Consider the following 18819-nt stretch of genomic DNA (forward strand, 5'->3'; position numbering starts at 1 on the left):
GGTGCTCCTAACAGGGACTACTCGGGGGTTGCGTCCAGCGCGTGGCCCACCAGGGCCAGGAGGGTCTCGATCACCGAGATCCGGCGCCGCGCATCCATGATCATGACAGGGACGTGCACGGGGATCGTCAGGGCCTCCCGTACGTCCTCCGGCTCGAACCGCTCGCTGCCGTCGAAGTGGTTGACCGCGACGACGTACGGCAGCCCGCAGCTCTCGAAGTAGTCCAGCGCCGGGAAGCAGTCCTTCAGACGGCGGGTGTCCGCCATGACGACGGCGCCTATCGCGCCGCGCACCAGGTCGTCCCACATGAACCAGAACCGCTGCTGACCCGGCGTGCCGAACAGGTAGAGCACCAGGTCGTCGTCGAGCGTGATGCGGCCGAAGTCCATGGCCACGGTGGTGGTCAGCTTGTCCGGCGTGGCGGACAGGTCGTCGGTGCCCTCGCTGGCCTCGGTCATCAGCGCCTCGGTCTGCAGGGGCGTGATCTCCGAGACGGACGTGACCAGCGTGGTCTTGCCCACGCCGAAGCCCCCGGCGACCACGATCTTCGTGGCGATGGGGGCCCGGGTGCGGTCCGTCTGCCAGGACTTCAGGTCCTCGTCGGGCTCGGTGAAGCCGGCGACGAGGGAGGCGCCTCCGACGGCGGAGGCGGCGGCGTCAGAGACGGCGGAGTCCACTCAGCACCCTTTCCAGCAGCGCTCGGTCCGGGCGGCCGGTGCCGTGACCGGTTCCGGTTCCGTACACACGGATCTTTCCCTGGTCCGCGAGATCGCTGAGGAGCACGCGGACCACGCCGAGCGGCATCTTCAGCAGCGCGGCGATCTCAGCCACCGTGCGCATACGGCGGCACAGTTCGACGATGGCCCGCATCTCCGGCATGACCCGGGTGGTGAGGGAGCCGTTCGTCAGTTCCTTGCGCTCCTCGGGGGCCTCCAGCGCGGCCACGAACGTCTCCACGAGGAGGACGTGGCCGAAGCGGGTACGGCCGCCGGTGAGCGAGTAGGGGCGGACCCGGGCGGGTTTGCGATCACCGCCGCGGACCGGGAGCTGCCTGGACGCACCGCTCATCGGGCGCTCCCGGTCGACTCCGTGGACGTCTCCAGGGACTTGCGCAGCTCGCTGCGCAGTTCCGGCGTCAGCACATGTCCGGCGCGGCCCACGAACAGCGCCATGTGGTACGCCACCACGCTCATGTCGCACTCGGCGGAACCGTGCACGCCGAGCAGCGAGCCGTCGCTGATCGACATCACGAACAGACTGCCCTCCTCCATCGCGACCATCGTGTGCTTGACCCCGCCGAACGCCATCAGCTTGGCGGCGCCGACGGTGAGGCTGCCGATGCCGGAGACGATGGTGGCGAGGTCGGCGGAGGAGCCCCGCGGGCCGGTGCGCCGGCTGCCGCGGGTCTGACGGGCCTCCTCCGTGTGGCCCGGGTCGGACGACAGCAGCAGCAGACCGTCCGAGGAGACCACGGCGACGGACTGGATGCCGGGTACTTCCTCGACCAGATTGGTCAGCAGCCAGTGCAGGTTGCGGGCTTCACTGCTCAGTCCGTAGGTAGTGGGCGCGGTCAACTGCTTGCCTCCTCGGCTGTGCCCCCCGTGGCTTCTTCGGCGTGTGCGTGGCCGGCCGGCCGCTGGTGGCTGGCCGTCTGTTCGGCGATCTCCGCCTCCACATGGCGGTAACCGGCCTCGGCACCGCGGCGGAAGCCGCCGAGCCTGCGGCGCAGAGCCTCGGCGTCCACGCTGGTGCTGCGCTGGCGGGGCGGGGCGGTGGGTGCGGTGATCCTGGGTGTGCGCTTGGGGAGGCCCTTGCTGGTGAGCTGGTCCTCCGCCCCGGCTTCGTCGTCGGGGTGGTGCTCGGTCCCGTCCGCGCCGGCCGTGCGGCTCTCGTCGCCGGGTGCGGGCGCCTGGTGCGGGGTCCGCTCGCCGTCGGCCGCGGCCGGGTCGTGGCGCCGCGGGCTCCGCTCCGGCCCGTCCGGCTGCGCCGGCTCCCCGTGCGGGTCCGGGAGCAGGAGCTCCATCGTCGTCTCGGCGTAGGTCTCCGCCGGGGCCTTCGGGCGGGTCTCCGCGTCCCGTGCGGGCCGGCCGGCCTGCTCGTGGACCGGGCGGTCCGCCGGGTCGCCGCCGTCGGCGCCCGGCCCGGCAGAGTCCGGCGCCGGGGTCTTCCCCTCGCCGGCGCCGGCGGTGTCGCCGGCCCGCCGGGCGGTACCGGCCGCGCCGGCGTCGCGTACCGCCTGCTCCGCCAGGGCGACCAGCGGGTCGGTGTGCTTCCCGCGGGCGGGAAGGACGTTGGAGTTGGCCTCGGCGTGGGCGCCGGGCAGGGTGAAGGCGCCGGTGCCGCCGGGGGCCGCGGCCTGGGGCGGGAGCGCCGCCGGCGGGGCCTCGGTGAGCAGGGGCTCCGGGAGGACCACGACCGCCGCGATGCCGCCCTGCTTCTGCTCGCGCAGCTGGACGCGGACGCCGTGGCGGTGGGCGAGGCGGGCGACCACGTACAGGCCGAGGCCGAGGCCGTCGTCGCCCTCCTGCTCGTAGGGGGCCTCGGGGTCGAACTCGGTGAGGCGGGCGTTGAGCCGGGCGAGGCGCTCCTCGGTCATGCCGATGCCCTCGTCCTGCACCGAGAGCATGACCTCACCGGATTCCAGCAGCCAGCCGGAGACCTCCACCGGCAGGTCCGGCGGGGAGAACGAGGTGGCGTTCTCCATCAGCTCGGCCAGCAGGTGGGAGAGGTCGTCGGCGGCGAAGCCGGCGATGTGCGCGTGCGGGGGGAGCGCCGCGATGCGGACGCGCTCGTAGCGTTCGATCTCGCTGACCGCCGCCCGGACCACGTCGACCAGCGGCACCGGGCCGGGGTGCTGCTGGACGTGCTCGGTGCCGGCGAGGACCAGGAGGTTCTCGCTGTGCCGGCGCATGACCGTGGCGAAGTGGTCGAGCTTGAACAGGGTGGCGAGGCGGTCGGGGTCCTGCTCCCGGTCCTCCAGGCCCTCGATGACGGCGAGCTGGCGTTCGACCAGGCCGAGGGTGCGCAGCGCGAGGTTGACGAAGGTGCCGCCGATGCTGGCGCGCAGCCGCTCCAGCTGGGCTGCGGACTCGGCGAGCTCGGCGCGCAGTTCCTCGCGGGCGTCGGCCATCTTCTGGCGCTGGCCGACCAGGTGCTTGCGGTCGGTCTCCAGGGTGGCGACGCGCTCGTGGAGGGCCACGGCGTGCGCGTGCAGGGCGTTGACGGAGCGGACCACCTGGGCGAACTCGTCGTTGCGGCCCGTGAAGGCGATCGGCTCCTGGGCCGTGGGGTCCTCGGACTCCGCGAGGCGGGCCGAGCCGCGGCGCAGGACCGACAGGGGGCGGGTCAGGCTGCGGGCCATGGCCGTGGCGACGCCGACCGCGACCAGCATCAGCGCGCCGAGGACCGCGACGCGGATTTCCAGGGCGGTGACGTCGTCGTCCCGGAGCTTCTCGAGGTCCTTGGTGCGGTGGTCGTAGAGCGCGGACTCGGCGCCGCGCATGAGGTCGACGCGGGCGGACAGGGCCGCGTCCAGCTTCTTGACGTCGGTGGTGAGCTCGCTGTCGGCGAGCGTCGGCTGGTCGGTGAGCGAGGCCAGGTACTTGTCGGCCGAGTTGACCTCCGGGCCGGTGACCGTGGAGTCGTAGGCGTTCGCGGCGGCCTTGGGGGCGGTCTCGCGGAAGTCGGCGAGGGCCGCGTCGGCGCGCAGGCGGGCCTGCTGCGCGGCGGCGGTGAGCGCGTCGCGCCGCTTGCGTTCCGCCTCGCCGGTGGTGGCGGAGGTGCTCGGCAGGCCGGTGGTGGGGTCGATCACCGTCCGGGTGCGCGAGGGCACGTTCAGCGCGGCCAGCAGCAGCCCGCGGGCGGCGGCGGACTGCTGGACGGCGGAGTCCAGCGCGGCAAGTGCGTGGGCGCCGGAGCCGGCCCGCGGGGGCATCTGCTCGGCCAGCTGCTCGGCGAGCCGGTGCAGTGCGGTGATCGCCGCCGAGTACGCCTGGTGGGTCTGCAGGGCCGTGGTCTTGCCGGTGAGGGCGCCGCGGCGGACGGCCTCTATGCCGTCGAGGGCGGCGCGCAGGCCCGCCGGGGTGCCGGAGTCGGCGCGCAGTTCCTCGACCTGCCGGTCGACTCGGGCGCTGCGGTCCTCGGAGGGCGCCTTCGACCGGGGCCGGCCGGCCGCGACGTAGGAGGTGACCTCGTCGCGCTCGTCGGCGAGCGAGTGCGCGAGGGTCAGCGCGTCCTGGGTGCGGGCGGCGAGCGTCACCAGTTCCTGTGAGTCGCCGACGTCCTGTGAGGCGCCGAGGAGCGCGGGGGCGCCGGCGCCGGCGATGGCGGCGGCCACCACGGCGACGGCGATGATCAGCCGGTTGCGCACATGTGTGGGGCGGCCGGTGCCCACGGGGGTCTTCGGGACGGTTCCCGCGGGGGCCGTCTGACTGCCTGTGCGCCGAGGCCGCTTCTTCTGCACCGGTGCTCGCATTCCTGAAATCGTCTACCCAAGGGCCCGGGTGGCGCCCCGTCGTCTCGGTGCCAAGTGGTGCGTACACCCGGTTCGTACGGTTCCCGACCCTCCCAGCGCCGGTGGGCAGTGGTCGCGCATCACCTGACCCGCCACCCGAAGGAGTGAACATCGGAGGGGAGTTGGCGGGCAAGTTCCTCTGGCGTGTGCGGGCCTCTTGTGCGGCCGGCCGGTTGGACGCACGCGGCAGGCTTTGGCAATATTCGCCACCACGTCTTCCCGGAGTGGATCATTCTCCCCCAAAACAGGCGTCTGACCTGCGGGGTCCCTGAGATGCGCCAGTGCTTGCCAGCCTTTGGCGGAGGGTGTGAAGGGCTCGTGCAGACTGGCTGGATGCGCACTGATCTCGTTTCGGTACCCGGCGACGCGGCCCGCCCCGACGAGGACTTCGCCGGTGTCGGACTACCCGCCTCCGGGCAGGGAGGTTGCGTGGTCGTCCTGGACGGGGTGACCCCGCCCGACGGCGGAGCCGGCTGTCTGCATTCGGTCCCCTGGTTCACCGCGCGACTGGGCGGCGCGCTGACCGAACTGACCGTTTCCGGCCGAGATCTGACGCTCCCGGAGATTCTCGGACGGGCGATCCGCCGGACCGCCGACGCCCACGCGGACACCTGTGACCTTTCTCACCCGCGAACCCCCCAGGCGACCGTCGTCCTGACCCGCTGGTCCGACGCCGCAGTGGAGTATCTGGTGCTGTCCGACTCCGTGCTGCTCGTACAGGGTCCGGGCGGCACGGTGACGCCGCTGCTGGACGACCGGCTCGCCCGGCTCCCCCGCTCCGCGCTGGCCACGGACGCCCTGGTCGACGCGCACCTGCGCAACAAGGAGGGCGGTTTCTTCACGGCCGCCGCCGACCCCTCGGTCGCCTCCCGCGCGGTCACCGGCGCCCTGCCCCGGCGGGAGGCCCGGGCGCTGGCCGCGCTGACGGACGGCGCGGCCCGCTGGACGGAGATGTTCCGGGAGGGCGACTGGACGGCCCTGTTCGACGTGGTCGCGAAGGAGGGCGCCCGTGCGCTGGTCGACCGGGTGCGGGAGCTGGAGACGGCGGACCGGGAGGAGCGCGCGTTCCTGGGGCGGAGCAAGACGCACGACGACGCGACGGTGGTGTACGTGGAACTGTGAGGGGCCGCTCGCGAGGGGCCGCCTCCGCGGGGCTACTTCTCCATCACGCGATTCAACTGGTGCAGCAGACGGGCCAGTTCGGCCACCTCGTGGCGGTCCCAGTGGGCGAGCTGGCGGACGTAGCGGGCGCGGCGGGCCTCGCGGACCGTGCCGACGCGGCGGCGGCCCTCGGCGGTGAGGGTGACGAGCCAGGCGCGGCCGTCGGCGGGGTCGGGTTCCCGGGCGATCAGACCCAGCTCCTCCAGGGCGCGCAGCTGGCGGGACATGGTCGCCTTGCCGACGCCGATGTAGGCGGCGAGTTCCGTGGCCCGCTGGCCGCCCAGTTCGTCCAGGCGGATGAGCAGGCCGTACGCGGAGGACTCCAGGTCGGGGTGGACCGCGCGGGCCATCTCACCCTGGTTGGCCCGGGCGCGCCGGAGCAGCACGGTCAATTCGCGCTCCAGCGCCAGGAACTCCTGGTCTGCACCACTGGGCGTCCCCTGCGCGGCGACGCCCCGCGCGCCGCCGTTTGCGTCCTCGTGCACGTCAGCACCCCTGATCGGTTTCGCTGTCCTGAAAGTTTCCGTCAAACGCCGCCATTGCCGCAGCTCCGTAAGTATTTCGCAGGCGTAGACCAACGGCGTCGTCCGGACCCCCTTCCCACGCCGTCGTCTACGTGCGTAGCTTCCCTTACCAGGCAGGTGATGGCATGCCCACGCCAGTGATCTGTTCCTGGCCGTGTCCCCCCACTTCACTCCCCCGGAGGCACGTCATGCCCGTGCTCAGACCCGGCTCCGTCCGCCGCCCGCGCCCGCTCCCCCTCGCCGGCCTCCTCACCGCCGTGCTCGCGGCCCTCTCTCTCACCGCCCCGCCCGCCTCCGCGCAGGCCGCGGCAGCGCCCGCCCGCGGCTCCGCCCGCATGGGCGTCGGCGTCCTCGCCCACGACGGCCGCAGCGGCGCCCCCCGCACCGGCAGCGCCGCCCAGACGGAGGGCGTCGACGTCTCCGGCCACCAGGGCGACGTCGCCTGGCCGACCCTGTGGAACAGCGGGGTGCGCTGGGCGTACACCAAGGCCACGGAAGGCACGTACTACACCAATCCGTACTTCGCCCAGCAGTACAACGGCTCCTACGACGTGGGCATGATCCGCGGCGCCTACCACTTCGCCACCCCCGACACCACCAGCGGCGCCACCCAGGCCGCCTACTTCGTCGACCACGGCGGCGGCTGGTCCCGGGACGGCAGGACCCTGCCCGGCGCCCTCGACATCGAGTGGAACCCCTACGGCGCCGCCTGCTACGGCAAGACCGCGAGCCAGATGGTCAGCTGGATCGCCGACTTCGTCAACGCCTACAGGGCGCGCACCGGCCGGTACCCGGTGATCTACACGGCCACCACCTGGTGGACCCAGTGCACCGGCAACTACGGCGGCTTCGCGGCGAACAACCCGCTGTGGATCGCCCGCTACGCCTCCGATCCGGGCACGCTGCCGGCCGGGTGGCAGTACTACACCATGTGGCAGTACACCTCCTCCGGCCCGACCGTCGGCGACCACGACAAGTTCAACGGGGCGCTCGACCGGGTCCAGGCCCTGGCCCTCGGCTAGCGTCCGGCACCGGGTCCGGCCGGCACCGGGTCGTCCGGCGGGCCCAGGGGCCCGAGCCGGCGTCCCGGGCCGCGCGCCCCGGCGCCCCGGGACGCGCCGCCGGGCCTGCGTTGGTGCTCCGCGCCGGCCGGGATCATGCTGGTCAGGAGAGCCTGCCGAGCAAGGGCGAGATGAGCGGCGATGGAGCGACAGTCGACGTACACGGCCACGGCCACCATCGATGAGCAGGGCATCCTGACCGGCTGGAGCGAGGGCGCGCAGCGGCTGCTCGGCTACGACTCCTCGGCCGTCGTCGGCCGGCCCGCCTCGGCGCTGCTCGCCGCCGGGGGCGCGGCAGCTCGGCGGGCGCTGGCCGGCCGGACCCGCTGGAACGGCACCGTCCCGCTGCGCCACCAGGACGGCAGGCGCGTGGAGCTGGGCGTGCTCGCCCACCGCCGGACCTCGGACGGCGGGGCCGCCGACTGGCTGGTGGTGAGCGCCGTGACGGCCCGCGCGCAGCCGCCCCGCGGGGAACCGCTGGAGGAGTGGACGTTCCTGCAGTCCCCCTTTCCGCTGGCGATCTTCGATGCCGACCTGCGCCTGGTGCGCGCCAACCGCCGGATGGAGCACGCCCTCGCGCTGCCGGAGGCGGCGATGCGCGGGCTGCGCCTCGTCCACATCGTGCCGGGGGGCGCGAGCGAGGAGGCCGAGCGGTCGATGCGGGCGGCGCTGGAGTCGGGCCGGCCGCAGGAGACGCGCGGCGCCCCCGGTCCGCACCTCGGCGGGGCCGCCGTCCTCAGCCCGCTGAAGGACACCGGCGGCCGGGTACGGGCCGTCTGCCTGTCCGTGCCGCAGGCCGGCCGGGAGGCCGCCGCCGCCCAGCGCCCGCCCGGCGGAACCGGCTCGCGCGCCGGGACCGCCGCGGACCAGGCACGCGCCGCCCAGGAGCTCGGCGAGGTCACGGTTCCCCGGCTGGCCGACGTCATGGCGGTCGACCTGCTGGACGACCCGCGCACGCCGGCCGAGGCCACCGGCCCGCCGCCGGACCAGGTGGTGCTGCGCCGGGCCGCCCTGCGCGCCGTTCCGGCCGGCGGCCCCGGTCACGGCACCGGAGCCGGCGCCGACGTAGGCGTCGGCGTCGGCGTCGGCGTCGGCGTCGGCGTCGGCGACAGCGTCGGTGTCGGCGACGCGATCGTCTGCCCGGCTCAGTCGCCGCCCGCCCAGTGCCTGGCCGCGGCCCGCCCCCTGCTGTACGACACGGCGGACCCGGCCGTCGCCGGCTGGGCGGCGCTGGACCCGGGCGCCGCGTGGCTGCGCGCGTCCGGGGCGCACTCGCTGCTGGCGGTGCCGCTGCTGGCGCAGGGCAGCACGCTCGGCGTGGCCCTGTTCGGCCGCCTCCGGCAGCGCGAGCCCTTCGGGCCCGAGGATCTGCGGCTCGCGGAGCAGTTCGCCGCCCGGGCCGCCGCCGGCATCCGGCAGGCCCGCGACCACTCCCGGTCCCGTACGACCACGATGGCCCTGCAGCGCAGCCTGCTGCCGCACACGCTGCCCGACCAGGCGGCCCTGGACGTCGCCACCCGCTATCTGCCCGCCGCCACCCGGGCCGGCGTGGGCGGGGACTGGTTCGACGTGATCCCGCTGTCCGGGGCGCGGGTGGCGATCGTCGTCGGCGACGTGGTGGGCCACGGCATCCGCGCCTCCGCCACGATGGGCCGGCTGCGCACGGCGGTGCGGACCCTGGCCGACGTCGACCTGCCGGCCGACGAGCTGCTCACCCACCTCGACGACCTGGTGCTGCGGCTGGCGGCCGACGAGGGCAGCGCGGACCCGGACGCCGAGACCGCCGGCGGCATCGGCACCACCTGCCTGTACGCGGTCTACGATCCGGTCTCGCGCCGCTGCACGCTGGCCCGGGCCGGGCATCCGCCGCCCGCCGTGGTCACCCCGGACGGCGCCGTCCGCTTCCTCGACGTGCCGGCGGGGCCGCCGCTGGGGCTGGGCGGGCTGCCGTTCGAGGCCGTCGAGACGGACCTGCCCGAGGGCAGCCTGCTCGCCCTCTACACCAACGGCCTGCTGGAGGCGCGCGACCACGACATCGACGAGGCCCTTGACAAGATGTCCGCCGCGCTCGGCCGCCCGGCGACGTCGCCGGACTCCGTCTGCGACCGGGTCCTGACCGAGCTGCTGACCCGCCGTCCCGACGACGACATCGCCCTGCTGGTGGCCCGCACCCGGGCCCTGCACGAGGACCGGGTCGCCTCCTGGCACCTGGACAGCGAGCCCACCGTCGTCGCCCGCGCCCGCCACCACGCCACCGCGCAGCTGTCCGCGTGGGGCCTGGAGCAGGCGGCGTTCACCACCGAGCTGGTGGTCAGCGAGCTGGTCACCAACGCCATCCGCTACGGCCGCCCGCCGATCCGGCTCCGGCTGATCCACCAGGACAGCACCCTGATCAGCGAGGTGTACGACGCCAGCGGCACCACCCCGCACATGCGGCGGGCGCGCATCTTCGACGAGGGCGGCCGGGGTCTGCTGCTGGTCGCCCAGCTCGCCGACCGCTGGGGCACCCGGCACGACCGGATCGGCAAGACGGTGTGGGCGGAGCAGTCGCTGTCCGCGCTGTGACGCCGCACGCACGCCGCCGCCCCGCCGCGGGGTGCGGCGGGGCGGCATCAGCCGCCGGGCGCGGTGGTGCTCGGCGGAGGGCCCGTCCGGGGTGCGGGGGATCGGGGCCGGCGTCGCGCCGGCGGACGGCGGCCCGGACGCGGTGTCCTGCGCGGCCGGGGCGGCGGGCGCCCCCGGACGCGTGTGCCCGGGACGGGGGGCTTCCCCCAGGGATGCGGTGCGTGCTCCTCACGGTCGTCCTCCTGCTCGTGTCGTGCCGTGTCGTGTCGTGTCGTGTCGCAAGCCTGTGTCGTAGGCCCGTGTCGTAGGCCCGTTTCGTGGGCCTGTGCGGCGGACCTGGCCGGCGGACCTGGCCGGGCGCCGGTGCGGCCCGTGCGGCCCGTACGTCCAGTAGGCCGGAGGGGGCGCGGCGAGGGCACGTTCCGAGAACTCGGGACTTGACGGCGGGCGGCACGCCCCCTACCGCGGCGCCCGGAGGACGGGCCGGGCCCACGCCGGCGGCTCGGGCGGCCGGGTCCGGTCCCCGCCGGGGCCGGCGCAGGCGGCGCCCACCCGCCGGTCCACCAGCGTCGGCGTGCGGCCGCGCGGGCCGACCTCGCCGGCGGCCGCGCGCAGGGCCGTCACGAACTCCAGGCAGGTGTCGTACCGGTCGTCCGGGGCCTTCGCCAGGGCCCGGCGCAGCACCTCGTCGACGGCGGCCGGGACGTCCGGCCGCTGCTCGCTCAGGGCGGGCGGCGGATCGTACTGGTGGGCCCAGAGCAGTTCCAGGTCGTCCTCGCGCCGGAAGGGCGGTGCGCCGGTGAGCGTCTCGTGGACGACGCAGGCGAGGCTGTACAGGTCGGACCGGCCGTCCACGGGGCGGCCGGCGATCCGCTCGGGCGCCACGTAGTCCAGCGTGCCGACGAACTCCCCCGCGCTGGTGAAACCGGTGAGCGACAGGGACTTCTTCGCCAGTCCGAAGTCGGTGAGGTACACGTGCTCGGGGTGGTCGCTGTCGATGCCCTTGGCGACCAGGACGTTGCCGGGCTTGACGTCCCGGTGGACCAGGTCGCGGGCGTGCGCCGCGTCGAGCGCGGAGGCGAGCTGGGCGGCGATGCGCAGCGCTGCCGGCACCGGCAGCGGACCCTCGCGGTCCAGCAGGGCGCGCAGGTCCAGGCCGGAGACGAAGCACATGGCGATGTACAGGATCCCGTCGGCCTCGCCGGCCTCGAAGACGGGCACGATGTTGGGGTGGTCGATGGCGGCGGCCACCCGCGACTCCTGGGCGAAGCGGCCGCGGAAGGCCTCGTTGCGGGTGTACTCGGGGGCGAGCAGCTTGAGGGCGACCGTGCGGCCGAGGCGCAGGTCCTTGGCGCGGTAGACGACGGCCATGCCGCCGCGGCCGAGTTCGCGCTCCACCCGGTAGCCGGCGATCTCGGCGCCGATCGGGGCGGCCGGGGCCGCGGGCGGCCGACTCCCCTGCCCGGACGCCGTGTTCATCGGGACACCACCCCCACCCCGGTCGGCTGCGGAGGGCCGGCTCCTGCCTGAATCCTACCGATCGCTCCCGGTGTGCGCCCGGTGTGCGCCCGGCCGGACGCCGGGCAGGGCGAAGGCCCGGGTCTCCTCACGGAGCCCGGGCCCCACCCGTCCGGCCGCGTCCGTCACGCCGCGACCGGCACCTCCGGCGCCGCGCCGTTCACGGCGGGCGCGAGCGCCAGCTCCAGGACCTGGCGGACGTCGGTCACGGTGTGGACGTCCAGCTTGTCCAGCACCTCGGCCGGGACGTCGTCCAGGTCGGGCTCGTTGCGCTTGGGGATGATCACGGTGGTCACCCCGGCGCGGTGGGCGGCGAGCAGCTTCTGCTTCACGCCGCCGATGGGCAGCACCCGGCCGGTCAGCGAGACCTCGCCGGTCATGGCCACGTCCGTGCGGACCAGGCGGCCGGAGAGCAGCGAGGCGAGCGCCGTGGTCATCGTGATGCCCGCGCTCGGGCCGTCCTTGGGGACCGCGCCCGCCGGGAAGTGGATGTGCACGCCCCGGTCCTTGAGGTCGGCCACCGGCAGCTCCAGTTCGGCGCCGTGGCTGCGCAGGAAGCTCAGCGCGATCTGCGCGGACTCCTTCATCACCTCGCCGAGCTGGCCGGTGAGGGTCAGGCCCGCCGCCCCGGTCTCCGGGTCGGCGAGGGACGCCTCCACGAAGAGCACGTCGCCGCCGGCTCCGGTGACCGCGAGACCGGTCGCCACACCGGGGACGGCCGTACGGCGCTCGGCCGGGTCCTGGGCGGACTCGGGCACGTGGTGCGGGCGCCCGATGAGGTCGCGCAGGTCGGCGTCGGTCACGGTGTACGGCAGCTCCCGCTCGCCCAGTTCGTGCTGGGCGGCGATCTTGCGCAGCAGCCGTGCGACGGACCGCTCCAGGTTCCGTACGCCCGCCTCGCGGGTGTACTCGCCGGCGAGCTTGCGCAGCGCGCTCTCGTCGATCGTGACCTCGTCGCCGTCCAGGCCGGCCCGCTCCAGCTGGCGCGGCAGCAGGTGGTCCCGGGCGATGACGATCTTCTCGTCCTCGGTGTAGCCGTCCAGCCGGACGATCTCCATACGGTCGGCGAGGGCCTCCGGGATCGCCTCCAGGACGTTGGCGGTGGCGAGGAAGACCACGTCCGACAGGTCCAGCTCGACCTCCAGGTAGTGGTCCCGGAAGGTGTGGTTCTGCGCGGGGTCCAGCACCTCCAGCAGAGCCGCGGCCGGGTCGCCGCGGAAGTCGGAGCCGACCTTGTCGATCTCGTCCAGCAGGACCACGGGGTTCATGGACCCGGCCTCCTTGACGGCGCGCACGATCCGGCCGGGCAGCGCACCGACGTAGGTGCGGCGGTGTCCGCGGATCTCGGCCTCGTCGCGGACGCCGCCGAGGGCGACCCGGACGAACTTGCGGCCCATGGCGTGGGCGACCGACTCCCCGAGCGAGGTCTTTCCGACGCCGGGCGGTCCGACCAGCGCCAGCACGGCGCCGCCGCGCCGGCCGCCGATGACGCCCAGGCCCCGGTCGGTGCGCCGCTTGCGCACGGCCAGGTACTCGGTGATGCGCTCCTTCACGTCCTCCAGGCCCGCGTGCTCGGCGTCGAGGACCGCCTTGGCGCCCTGGATGTCGTACGCGTCCTCGGTCCGCTCGTTCCACGGCATCTCCAGGACCGTGTCCAGCCAGGTGCGGATCCACGAGCCCTCGGGCGACTGGTCGGAGGCGCGCTCCAGCTTGTCGACCTCCTTCAGCGCGGCCTCGCGGACCTTCTCCGGCAGGTCGGCGGCCTCCACGCGGGCGCGGTAGTCGTCGGACTCCTCGCCCTCCTTCTCGCCGTTCAGCTCCCGCAACTCCTTGCGGACGGCCTCCAGCTGACGGCGCAGCAGGAACTCGCGCTGCTGCTTGTCGACGCCCTCCTGGACGTCCTTGGCGATGGTCTCGGCCACCTCCTGCTCCGCGAGGTGGTCGCGCAGCCGCTGCGTGGCGAGCCTGAGCCGGGCCACCGGGTCGGCGGTCTCCAGCAGTTCGACCTTCTGGTCGACGGTCAGGAACGGCGAGTAGCCGGAGTTGTCGGCCAGCGCCGAGACGTCGTCGATGGCCTGGACGCGGTCCACGACCTGCCAGGCGCCGCGCTTCTTCAGCCAGGTGGTGGCGAGCGCCTTGTACTCCTTGACCAGTTCGGCGACCTGGCCCGGCAGCGGGTCGGGCACGCTCTCCTCGATGCGGGCGCCCTCGACCCACAGCGCCGCGCCCGGACCGGTGGTGCCGGCGCCGATGCGCACCCGGCTCCGGCCGCGGATCAGGGCCCCCGGGTCACCGTCGGCCAGCCGGCCGACCTGCTCGACCGTGCCGAGGACGCCCGTCTTGGCGTACGTGCCGTCGATCCGCGGCACCAGCAGCACCTTGGGCTTGCCGGGCTCCGACCGGGCGGCGGCCTGCGCGGCCTCCACCGCGGCTCGCACCTCGGCGTCGCTCAGGTCCAGCGGAACCACCATGCCGGGCAGTACGACCTCGTCGTCGAGCGGCAGCACGGGCAGGTTCAGCGTGAACGCCGGTGACTCAGCAGCCATGATCTCCCCTTAGGCAGTCAACTTGAGCTATGCCGACTCAATGTTTTGGCCGCGAGTTATGTTCCCGCGCATGTGTTCGCTGTGAGCGATCAGATGATCGATGCAGGTGGGGAGCGTGCGAGGCCCGCTCAAGCGGGGAAACGCCGGCCCGCGAGCACTCCCCCGGCCCGCCGACCGACCGGCGAGAGCGCCGGCGCCTCCCCCGCCGGAAAGCCCCGCTCGGCACACCCGCCCGCGGCCGGGTTCGTTCCCCGCCGCCCGGCCGAGGATCCGCGCCGGCGCGCCTCGCGGGCTCGGCCGAGGCGCGGACCCGAGCCATGCACACCGCGGGACCGCGGCCCCGCCGCCCGGCCGATGCAGACAGCCACCGCTTGGGCACCGCCCCAGCCATGCGCCCGCCGGGCAGGCACGCCGCCCACCGCCCCCGGCCGAAGCCGACGGCCTGCCGTGGTGCCCACCGCCCCGATGCCGTGCGCCCCGCCGGGCAGGCATGCGCACCCACCCACCGCCCGGAGCGGTCCCTCTCCCCCGGCCGATACACCCCCGTCAGTACGCCGCAGGGCAACCGCGGCTCGGCCGAAGCCAAGACACGAGCCATGCGCCCGCCGGGCAGGCACTCCGCCCGCTCCACCGCCCGGCCGACGCCGACGGCCCGGCTGCGGTGCCGGGCACCCCGACCCGTACCCCCGTCGGGCAGCGCACCCCCGCGCACCCGCCCGCCGCCGCAACCGGCCCCCGCCGCCCGACCGGGCGCCCTCCCCGCCAGCGCACCCCGCGGCCACCGCGGGCTCGGCCGGGGCGCAGCCCCGAGCCATGCACACCGCGGGACCGCCGCCCCGCCGCCCGACCGATGCGGACCGCCACTCCTCGCCACCGCCCCGGCCATGCGCCCGCCGGGCAGGCACGCCGCCCGCCCCGCCACCCGGGCGATGCCGACAACCCGGCCCTGATCTCGGCCACCCAACCCGTATCCCGCCGGTACGCCGCGCAGCCACCGCGCCTCGGCCGGAGGGAAGACACCAGCCAGGCGCCCGTCGTAGAGCCCGCCGCTGCCGATGACCCGCGGCGCGGTGCCCCGGCCCGTTCAGGCGTCAGGTGCGCGCAGCGTCACGGGGGTTCGGTGCCGCACGGGCCGGATCAGGGGCCAGGCGGCGATGCCGAGGGTGAGGGCGATGACATGACCCCAGTCGGTCAGCGGGTCCCGGTAGGCGAGGAGGCCGTCGAGCAGCGCCCCGGCCGTCACGGCGAGCAGGGGCCAGCGCAGCAGGGGGCGGAGCAGGCCGGCCAGCGCGCCGACGCTGGCGGCGACGCCGAAGCTGATGCCGTAGTCGAGGCGGTGCAGCGAGGTCGGGGGCAGTCGCCCGAGCAGGACGGCGAGGCCCACCGGGACCTCGGTGGCGAGGGTGGCCAGCGCGTGCCCGCCCAGGAAGACGCAGGCGGCCCGCACCGCACCGGCGCGCCGCTCCAGTGCGGTGAGGACCAGCACGAACGCGGCCGTGTACGGCGAGACGACCCCGCCCGCGATCCACAGCGCGCTCGCCAGCAGCACCGGCACGGGCGCGCGCACCAGATGGGCCACGTCCGTGCTGGAGCCCTGGTGGAGGGTGTGCACCAGGCCGGGGTCGGCCCGGGCGGCGACCAGGGAGGTGACGGCCAGCACGGCCGCGTAGGCGAAGGTGAACGGGGTGCCGGCCGGGGTGGGCAGCACGTTCCACGGCCGCGGGCCCCGGGGAGGCTCGGGGACGTCGGCGGGCGCCTGGGCGGCCGTCGCGGCGCCGCGCTGACGGGGCATGCCGTCGAGCGGCCCGGAGACCGCCGGGGGCTCGGCGGCGGCCGCGCCGGGAAGGGGCGGCCCCGTCGGGGGCGGGGACGCGGTCGTCCCGGGGCCCGTCGCGTTCCGCTCCACGGTGGGGCGCTCCTTCCGTCGCACCCCACCCTTCGCCCCCGGGCGCGCCGCTGTCTATGACCGGCGCCACGCGGGAGCGCGTGCACGGCGGCCTCTCACGCTCCGGGCGCGTCCGCGCACCGCCCCCGCGCCGTCGCTTCACCCGTAATCGCCGTGAACCTCCAGCGGTGTTCGGCCAGGATGGGGGCATGGCTGCCGCGAACGACTCCCCCGTGGTCCTGGACCGGCATGACGGCCCGTACGGCGAGGTGGTGCTGCGCCGGCACGGTGCGCTGCTGCAGATCATCGCCAACGGCTGTTTCCTGATGGACACCTCGGACGGCCGCTCGGAGCGGCTGCTGGTGGACGCGGCGCGGGACGCGCTGGGCGGGCGGCCGGAACCGCGCCTGCTGCTCGGCGGGCTGGGGGTGGGGTTCTCGCTGGCGCACGCCGCCGCCGACCCGCGGTGGGCAGCGGTCACCGTGGTGGAGCGCGAGCCCGCCGTCATCGGGTGGCACCGGGAGGGGCCGCTGGCCGAGGTGTCCGCGGACGCGCTCGCCGACCCGCGCACCACGATCGTGGAAGCGGATCTGGTGGCGTACGTCAATGAGACGTCGGACACGTTCGACGCGTTGTGCCTCGACATCGACAACGGGCCCGGCTGGACCGTGACGGAGGGCAACGGCACGCTCTACTCGCCCGCCGGACTCGCCGCCTGCGCAAGGGTGTTGAGACCGGGCGGGGTGCTGGCGGTGTGGTCGGCCCGGCCCTCTCCGGAATTTGAAGGAAGCTTGCGGAATGCCGGGTTCCGTCAGGTGCGTACCGAAGAGGTGCCCGTTGCCCGGGGCGTTCCGGACGCCGTCCACCTCGGCGTCCGACCTGGATAGCGACAGCGCGGCGAGTCCCCGTAATGTGCTGCCTCGACGCCGATCATTCAAGCGTCAATCGCAGACATGGGATCACCCCACGGATTCCGGAAAGCAACAACAGGGGCGGGCGATGGAGCAGACACACACCTCCCAGACCGGCGCGACGACCACCCCGGGCGCACAGCGCCGGGTGCTGGTCGTCGAGGACGACCCCACGATCGTCGACGCCGTCGCGGCCCGGCTTCGCGCCGAGGGATTCCTGGTGCAAACGGCGGCCGACGGTCCGGCCGCCGTGGACACCGCCGAGGCCTGGCAGCCCGACCTGCTGATCCTCGACATCATGCTGCCCGGCTTCGACGGGCTGGAGGTGTGCCGGAGGGTGCAGGCGCAGCGGCCGGTGCCGGTGCTGATGCTCACCGCCCGGGACGACGAGACCGACATGCTGGTCGGCCTCGGCGTCGGCGCGGACGACTACATGACCAAGCCGTTCTCGATGCGCGAGCTGGCGGCCCGGGTGCACGTGCTGCTGCGCCGGGTGGAGCGGGCCGCGCTGGCCGCCGCCACGCCCCGCACCGGCATCCTGCGCCTGGGCGAACTGGAGATCGACCACGCGCAGCGCCGGGTGCGGGTGAAGTCGGAGGACGTCCACCTGACGCCGACCGAGTTCGACCTGCTGGTGTGCCTGGCGAACACCCCGCGCGCGGTGCTGTCCCGCGAGCAGCTGCTGGCCGAGGTGTGGGACTGGGCGGACGCCTCCGGCACCCGCACCGTCGACAGCCACATCAAGGCGCTGCGGCGGAAGATCGGCGCGGAGCGGATCCGCACGGTGCACGGCGTGGGCTACGCGCTGGAGACGCCGACGCCATGAGCAGCGACGGGCGCCAGGCCGCACGGCGGAGCCCCGGGGCATCCGGTGAGGAACCCTGGGGCGGCGTACGCCCGTTCTCGATCAAGACCAAGCTGGGCGCGCTGGTCGTCATCGCGGTGCTGATCACCACCGGGCTGTCGATCGTCGCGGTGCACACCAAGACGGAACTGCGCTTCATCACGGTCTTCTCGATGATCGCCACGCTTCTGATCACGCAGTTCGTGGCCCACTCGCTCACCATGCCGCTGGACGAGATGAACGCGGTGGCCCGTTCGATCTCGCAGGGCGACTACACGCGCCGCGTGAAGGAGAACCGCCGGGACGAGCTCGGCGACCTCGCGCAGACGATCAACGTCATGGCGGACGAGCTGGAGGCGCAGGACCGCCAGCGCAAGGAGCTGGTGGCGAACGTCTCGCACGAGCTGCGCACCCCGATCGCGGGGCTGCGCGCGGTGCTGGAGAACATCGTCGACGGGGTCACCGAGGCCGACCCGGAGACCATGCGGACGGCCCTGAAGCAGACGGAGCGGCTCGGCCGGCTGGTGGAGACGCTGCTGGACCTGTCCCGGCTCGACAACGGCGTCGTCCCGTTGAAGATGCGGCGGTTCGAGGTGTGGCCGTATCTCTCGGGCGTGCTGAAGGAGGCCAACATGGTGGCCTCCGCGCGCGCGGGCATCGCCTCCGGATCGGGCAGCCACACCCGCACCGACGTGCATCTGCACCTGGACGTCTCCCCTCCGGAGCTGACGGCGCACGCGGACCCGGAGCGCATCCACCAGGTGGTGGCGAACCTGATCGACAACGCGGTCAAGCACAGCCCGCCGCACGGCCGGGTGACGGTGAGGGCGCGGCGCGGGCCGCAGCCGGAGTCGCTGCAGCTGGAGATCCTGGACGAGGGTCCCGGCATCCCGCGCTCGGAGTGGCACCGGGTGTTCGAGCGGTTCAACCGCGGGGCGGTGACGCGGCCGCACGGGCCGGGCAGCGACGGCGGCACGGGGCTGGGTCTGGCGATCGCCCGGTGGGCGGTGGATCTGCACGGCGGCCGGATCGGCGTGGCCGAATCGGAGCGCGGCTGCCGGATCATCGTCACTCTTCCGGGACTGACTTCCGCACCGAGTTGACGTACAGTCCGAGCCGGAAGCACAAGATCCACGAGCGTCCCGCGCCGTCGCCGCGCAGCTGACACGTGTGATCGGGGCAGGCCCGCGCCACCCGTCGAACGAAGACGCGCAGGGCCCGGGCCGTCGCACCCTCTCACCTGCGGAACCACGCTTGTTTCCCGTCATTTCAAGCCCTGAAACGAGATTCT

At 74.5% G+C, this 18819-nt stretch carries 14 protein-coding genes; 6 read left to right on the plus strand and 8 right to left on the minus strand.

Translation table 11 applies throughout. From position 1 onward, the window contains the following. Positions 1–17: 17 nt before the first annotated feature. From ABZ261_RS04335 to ABZ261_RS04350, 4 genes are read right to left on the minus strand one after another with little or no spacing between them, the layout of a single operon-like run. On the minus strand, positions 18–677 hold the full coding sequence (locus ABZ261_RS04335) for an ATP/GTP-binding protein (RefSeq protein ID WP_356855128.1): 660 nt from the start codon (positions 675–677) through the stop codon (positions 18–20). Continuing rightward, positions 658–1068, minus strand: coding sequence for a DUF742 domain-containing protein (locus ABZ261_RS04340; RefSeq protein WP_356855130.1), 411 nt, complete (start codon positions 1066–1068; stop codon positions 658–660). Before ABZ261_RS04340 ends, ABZ261_RS04335 begins: the two co-directional genes overlap by 20 nt. Continuing rightward, complete coding sequence (locus ABZ261_RS04345; RefSeq protein WP_356855132.1) at positions 1065–1574, minus strand: roadblock/LC7 domain-containing protein; 510 nt, start codon at positions 1572–1574, stop codon at positions 1065–1067. Before ABZ261_RS04345 ends, ABZ261_RS04340 begins: the two co-directional genes overlap by 4 nt. Then, the gene (locus ABZ261_RS04350; protein WP_356855133.1) at positions 1571–4474 is read right to left on the minus strand and encodes a nitrate- and nitrite sensing domain-containing protein; all 2904 of its coding nucleotides are present in this window, start codon (positions 4472–4474) and stop codon (positions 1571–1573) included. Before ABZ261_RS04350 ends, ABZ261_RS04345 begins: the two co-directional genes overlap by 4 nt. A gap of 372 nt (positions 4475–4846) precedes the next feature. Between ABZ261_RS04350 and ABZ261_RS04355 the strand changes: the two genes are divergently transcribed. Continuing rightward, on the plus strand, positions 4847–5635 hold the full coding sequence (locus ABZ261_RS04355) for a hypothetical protein (RefSeq protein WP_356855134.1): 789 nt from the start codon (positions 4847–4849) through the stop codon (positions 5633–5635). Positions 5636–5667: 32 nt separating this feature from the next. Here ABZ261_RS04355 and ABZ261_RS04360 read toward each other — a convergent pair whose 3' ends face one another. Further along, positions 5668–6159, minus strand: a complete 492-nt coding sequence (locus ABZ261_RS04360; protein ID WP_356855136.1) for a MarR family transcriptional regulator — start codon at positions 6157–6159, stop codon at positions 5668–5670. Positions 6160–6386: 227 nt separating this feature from the next. Between ABZ261_RS04360 and ABZ261_RS04365 the strand changes: the two genes are divergently transcribed. Both ABZ261_RS04365 and ABZ261_RS04370 read left to right on the plus strand, forming a co-directional pair. After that, complete coding sequence (locus tag ABZ261_RS04365) at positions 6387–7220, plus strand: lysozyme (RefSeq protein ID WP_356855138.1); 834 nt, start codon at positions 6387–6389, stop codon at positions 7218–7220. A gap of 180 nt (positions 7221–7400) precedes the next feature. Beyond that, positions 7401–9824: a SpoIIE family protein phosphatase gene (locus ABZ261_RS04370; RefSeq protein ID WP_356855140.1), complete on the plus strand. Its 2424-nt coding sequence runs from the start codon at positions 7401–7403 to the stop codon at positions 9822–9824. A gap of 459 nt (positions 9825–10283) precedes the next feature. On the opposite strand, the gene ABZ261_RS04375 is transcribed toward ABZ261_RS04370, so the two are convergent. The 3 genes from ABZ261_RS04375 to ABZ261_RS04385 all read right to left on the minus strand — a co-directional run bounded on the left by ABZ261_RS04375 (position 10284) and on the right by ABZ261_RS04385 (position 15794). Continuing rightward, entirely contained in the window at positions 10284–11303 is a 1020-nt protein-coding gene (locus tag ABZ261_RS04375; RefSeq protein WP_356855142.1) for a serine/threonine-protein kinase, read from the minus strand. 164 nt (positions 11304–11467) lie between these two features. Further along, positions 11468–13888, minus strand: coding sequence for an endopeptidase La (gene lon / locus ABZ261_RS04380; protein WP_356855144.1), 2421 nt, complete (start codon positions 13886–13888; stop codon positions 11468–11470). A gap of 1084 nt (positions 13889–14972) precedes the next feature. Further along, positions 14973–15794, minus strand: coding sequence for a rhomboid-like protein (locus tag ABZ261_RS04385; RefSeq protein WP_356855146.1), 822 nt, complete (start codon positions 15792–15794; stop codon positions 14973–14975). A 188-nt stretch (positions 15795–15982) separates the two neighbouring features. On the opposite strand from ABZ261_RS04385, the gene ABZ261_RS04390 reads away from it, so the two are divergent. The 3 genes from ABZ261_RS04390 (at position 15983) to ABZ261_RS04400 (ending at position 18631) form a co-directional block, all read left to right on the plus strand. Beyond that, entirely contained in the window at positions 15983–16660 is a 678-nt protein-coding gene (locus ABZ261_RS04390; RefSeq protein WP_356855148.1) for a spermidine synthase, read from the plus strand. A 112-nt stretch (positions 16661–16772) separates the two neighbouring features. Beyond that, positions 16773–17510: a response regulator transcription factor gene (locus ABZ261_RS04395; protein WP_356855150.1), complete on the plus strand. Its 738-nt coding sequence runs from the start codon at positions 16773–16775 to the stop codon at positions 17508–17510. Next, entirely contained in the window at positions 17507–18631 is a 1125-nt protein-coding gene (locus tag ABZ261_RS04400; protein WP_356855152.1) for an ATP-binding protein, read from the plus strand. The genes ABZ261_RS04395 and ABZ261_RS04400 overlap by 4 nt, the downstream gene beginning before the upstream one ends. Positions 18632–18819 lie beyond the last annotated feature (188 nt).

Source organism: Streptomyces sp. NPDC006193, assembly GCF_040613915.1.
Classification (GTDB): domain Bacteria; phylum Actinomycetota; class Actinomycetes; order Streptomycetales; family Streptomycetaceae; genus Streptomyces.

Bases quoted from the DNA above. Each gene is read 5' to 3' on its own strand.
- ABZ261_RS04340 (WP_356855130.1), bottom strand. From the start codon at position 1,068: ATGAGCGGTGCGTCCAGGCAGCTCCCGGTCCGCGGCGGTGATCGCAAA.
- ABZ261_RS04350 (WP_356855133.1), bottom strand. From the start codon at position 4,474: ATGCGAGCACCGGTGCAGAAGAAGCGGCCTCGGCGCACAGGCAGTCAG.
- ABZ261_RS04355 (WP_356855134.1), top strand. From the start codon at position 4,847: ATGCGCACTGATCTCGTTTCGGTACCCGGCGACGCGGCCCGCCCCGAC.
- ABZ261_RS04365 (WP_356855138.1), top strand. From the start codon at position 6,387: ATGCCCGTGCTCAGACCCGGCTCCGTCCGCCGCCCGCGCCCGCTCCCC.
- ABZ261_RS04370 (WP_356855140.1), top strand. From the start codon at position 7,401: ATGGAGCGACAGTCGACGTACACGGCCACGGCCACCATCGATGAGCAG.
- ABZ261_RS04375 (WP_356855142.1), bottom strand. From the start codon at position 11,303: ATGAACACGGCGTCCGGGCAGGGGAGTCGGCCGCCCGCGGCCCCGGCC.
- lon (WP_356855144.1), bottom strand. From the start codon at position 13,888: ATGGCTGCTGAGTCACCGGCGTTCACGCTGAACCTGCCCGTGCTGCCG.
- ABZ261_RS04390 (WP_356855148.1), top strand. From the start codon at position 15,983: ATGGCTGCCGCGAACGACTCCCCCGTGGTCCTGGACCGGCATGACGGC.
- ABZ261_RS04395 (WP_356855150.1), top strand. From the start codon at position 16,773: ATGGAGCAGACACACACCTCCCAGACCGGCGCGACGACCACCCCGGGC.
- ABZ261_RS04400 (WP_356855152.1), top strand. From the start codon at position 17,507: ATGAGCAGCGACGGGCGCCAGGCCGCACGGCGGAGCCCCGGGGCATCC.